At 54.4% G+C, this 2,943-nt stretch carries 3 protein-coding genes; 1 reads left to right on the top strand and 2 read right to left on the bottom strand.

Annotated elements, in window-relative coordinates:
• Both B3Z49_RS14210 and B3Z49_RS14205 read right to left on the bottom strand, forming a co-directional pair.
• A partial coding sequence (locus B3Z49_RS14210; RefSeq protein ID WP_296992063.1) for a gamma-glutamyltransferase family protein occupies positions 1–1,208 on the bottom strand: 1,208 nt, incomplete at its 3' end.
• A 285-nt stretch (positions 1,209–1,493) separates the two neighbouring features.
• Complete coding sequence (locus B3Z49_RS14205) at positions 1,494–2,330, bottom strand: alpha/beta hydrolase (protein WP_296992061.1); 837 nt, start codon at positions 2,328–2,330, stop codon at positions 1,494–1,496.
• Between the two features lie 245 nt (positions 2,331–2,575).
• Here B3Z49_RS14205 and B3Z49_RS14200 point away from each other — a divergent pair.
• On the top strand, positions 2,576–2,943 hold a 368-nt coding region (locus tag B3Z49_RS14200; protein WP_296992059.1), incomplete at its 3' end, for a Crp/Fnr family transcriptional regulator.

Below are 2,943 nucleotides of genomic sequence, written 5' to 3'. Positions count from 1 at the left end.
TCGTTATTGAGCATAAAGCCGTTCACCATCAGGCGTGAACCAAAACCGTTTTCAATGGTGGTCGTCATCGAAACCGCATTGCCATAGATATCAACGATCGAGAAATGGCTGGTGCTTGGCAGTTCAATCGCTTCGTCGTCGGCCAATTTCATGGCGTGGCTAAAGCTCGGCATGCCGGGTTCGACGGTTTCAAGTGCGGTGTCCCGATCAAGCAGTTTGGATCGTTCCGCCAGATAGGTTTTATCAAGTAATCCGGTCAAAGGCATCGGGACAAAATCAATATCGGCCATGTAGCGCCCACGATCGGCAAATGCCAAACGTGATGCATCGCCGATCAAGCGCCAGCTTTGTGCAGAACTGGGGCCCATCGCGGCGATATCATAGGGCTCAAGCAGTCCAAGGATCTGTCCGACCGTTAGCGCCCCCGAAGAAGGTGGTCCCATGCCGCACACATCATGATCACGATACTCGACACAGACCGCCGCGCGTTCCTTGACCTGATATGTGGCGAAATCGGCAAGTGACAGGACGCCGGGGTTCCAACTGGCACCATTAACCTTGTCGACAATGTCCTGGGCGATCTGACCCTGATAGAAATTCACGGTCCCGTTGGCCGCCAGATCTTGAAGGGTCTTGGCATATTTCGGATTGTGAAGAACCGTACCGGCCGTAAGTGGCGCGCCATCCTTGTCATAGAAATAGCCCCTTGCCTCGGGATCGCGGGAGAGTTTTTCCTGATCATCTGCGATCAAGGCAGCAAGACGTGGAGAAACTTCAAAGCCCGTTGTGGCGATATCAATTGCCGGATCGAACAGGCTCTTCCAAGGAAGCTGCCCCCACTTTTCGTGTGCAGCTTTCATCAGGGCAGGGGTTCCGGGCGTACCAACCGACCTGCCGCCAACAACCGCATCATAAAAACTAAGCGGTTCGCCGTTTTCATCCTGGAATAGCGTCGGCGTTGCGTTCAGAGGCGCGGTTTCGCGGCCATCAAGCGTGGTAAGCTTTCCAGTCGCGGCATCGAAATAAACCAAAAATGCGCCGCCCCCAAGCCCGGATGATTGTGGCTCGACAAGGCCAAGCATGGTCTGAATTGTGACCATCGCATCGATGGCGTTGCCACCAGACCGCAAGATATTAGCACCGGCCTCGACTGCCAGCGGGTTGGCTGCACTGATCATCCAGTTACTGGCAGTGGCGGCCTTGCGCATTTCAGACGAGGAACCGGCCGTGCTTGCCTCAGGCGCAACGGCGTCTGTAGTTTGCTGGGCAACAGCGCCTTGGCCAAGGCAGACGTATAAACCCGCGGCAATAAGGGTTGCCAGAAGCCGCGGGCGAGGTTTGACTGTTTCGAAAGATACAGGAGCGTTAAGGGGCATGTTCCAGACCTTTTTTTGTTCGGCGGGGTATTTTGGTTGTCGGGGCGCTCAAAAGCAAACACCCGCATCGTGGCAGATGCGGGTGCAAATGTGCAGTAAAAATCCAGTGTAGGTGGCCTAGGCCGTTGTCTTGTTGCCTTTGCTGCGCTGTTGACTGACGAGCTTGACCTGTAGCCATTCCAGTATGGTTTCTGCGACCTTTTCCCAGTTTTTATCGAGCATCATCGCGTGGTGGATGTCATCAATCAGGGCATAGTCCGCGCCATAGCGCTTGGCTGTGTGGTGGATCAACTCGCTCTGGATGATTTCATCGTCGCGTGCGCCCATGACCAGCATGGCTGGCGCTTCATCCTTTGTCAGGAAAATCGGGTTGGCGCCCATCATGTCCGTAATCGCCCGTTGGCTTTCTGTTTCGAGCCGCCCGAAATAGATCATACCTTCATCTTCGGCGATATCAGGCGACAGCATCGCACGCCCCAGACGTTCACGAAGCAGGGTATGGGGGCCAATGGCCTGAAGCCAGAACATATGGAAAAACAGATCGGGCTGGGCCATTGCCATCATCGCATTGCTGGCAATCAGGCCTTCTGGCGGAACTGAGGCCATCAGGACGGCGGCCTCGGCACTGTGGCGTTCGAGATATTTCTGAATGACATAGCCGCCCATCGAATGGCCGATCAAAACCGGCTTCTTGCCAAGAGTCTCGACAACCTCTTCAAGGTCTTCGACATAATCGTCAATGGATGCAAGGCTGCGCAGTTCGCGGCCGCCACTTCCGCCGTGGCCGCGCAAGGAAAACGCCACGGTCTCAAAGCCGCGATCTGCAAACCAGGTCAGGAAATGTTCGTTCCAGCACCACGCTCCGGTATAGGCGCCATGTACAAACACCAATGGATGTTTACTTTTGGGTTTGCCTGTCGGGCTGCGACGGAAAATCTCCAATTCGGGACTCATGGCCTGCCTCCTCGCGATGCGGGATCGATGCAAATATATGCCTTGATTAAAAAGAACTCGATTATGTTCGCGCATGCAGCATAATCTTGTCCAATCACATGTGGGAGTCCGACATTGGTTTGGCAATGATTGTCAGTCTGAAGTTGTTTGCTTATGATTGAGTCCGGGACAGTAAAAGATGTGAGGGAACGCAGGGGATCTGTGCTCCGGACACTAACAACACCGTAGTGAGAAGCTTGGGGGATATGGTTAAATTATCAGTGGTCGGCATTTTCGCGGATCTCGATGAGAGCGCGATTGCAGACGTCGAACGCCACGTCAACCGAAAGACGTTTGCGGCCGGGACGCAAATTATCGAACCGGAATCAGATAGTTCGGACGTTTACCTGATTTTGTCCGGGCGGGTACGGATCGTTAATTACTCGCTTTCGGGGCGTGAAATCACCCTTGAGGAAATCGGGGCAGGCGGCTGTGTTGGCCAACTCTCGGCCATTGACGGGCAGCCGCGTTCGGCCTGTGTGATTGCGGTTGACGATACCAGTGTCGGTATTTTGAGCCCGGCCAACTTTGAAAAGGTCGTCAAAAATCACCCGTCAGTTGCCTGGAACGTGAT

The sequence above is a fragment of the Thalassospira sp. UBA1131 genome, assembly GCF_002311515.1.
In the GTDB taxonomy this organism is placed as follows: Bacteria; Pseudomonadota; Alphaproteobacteria; order Rhodospirillales; family Thalassospiraceae; genus Thalassospira.
This window is presented reverse-complemented; position numbering and strand designations above follow the sequence as displayed.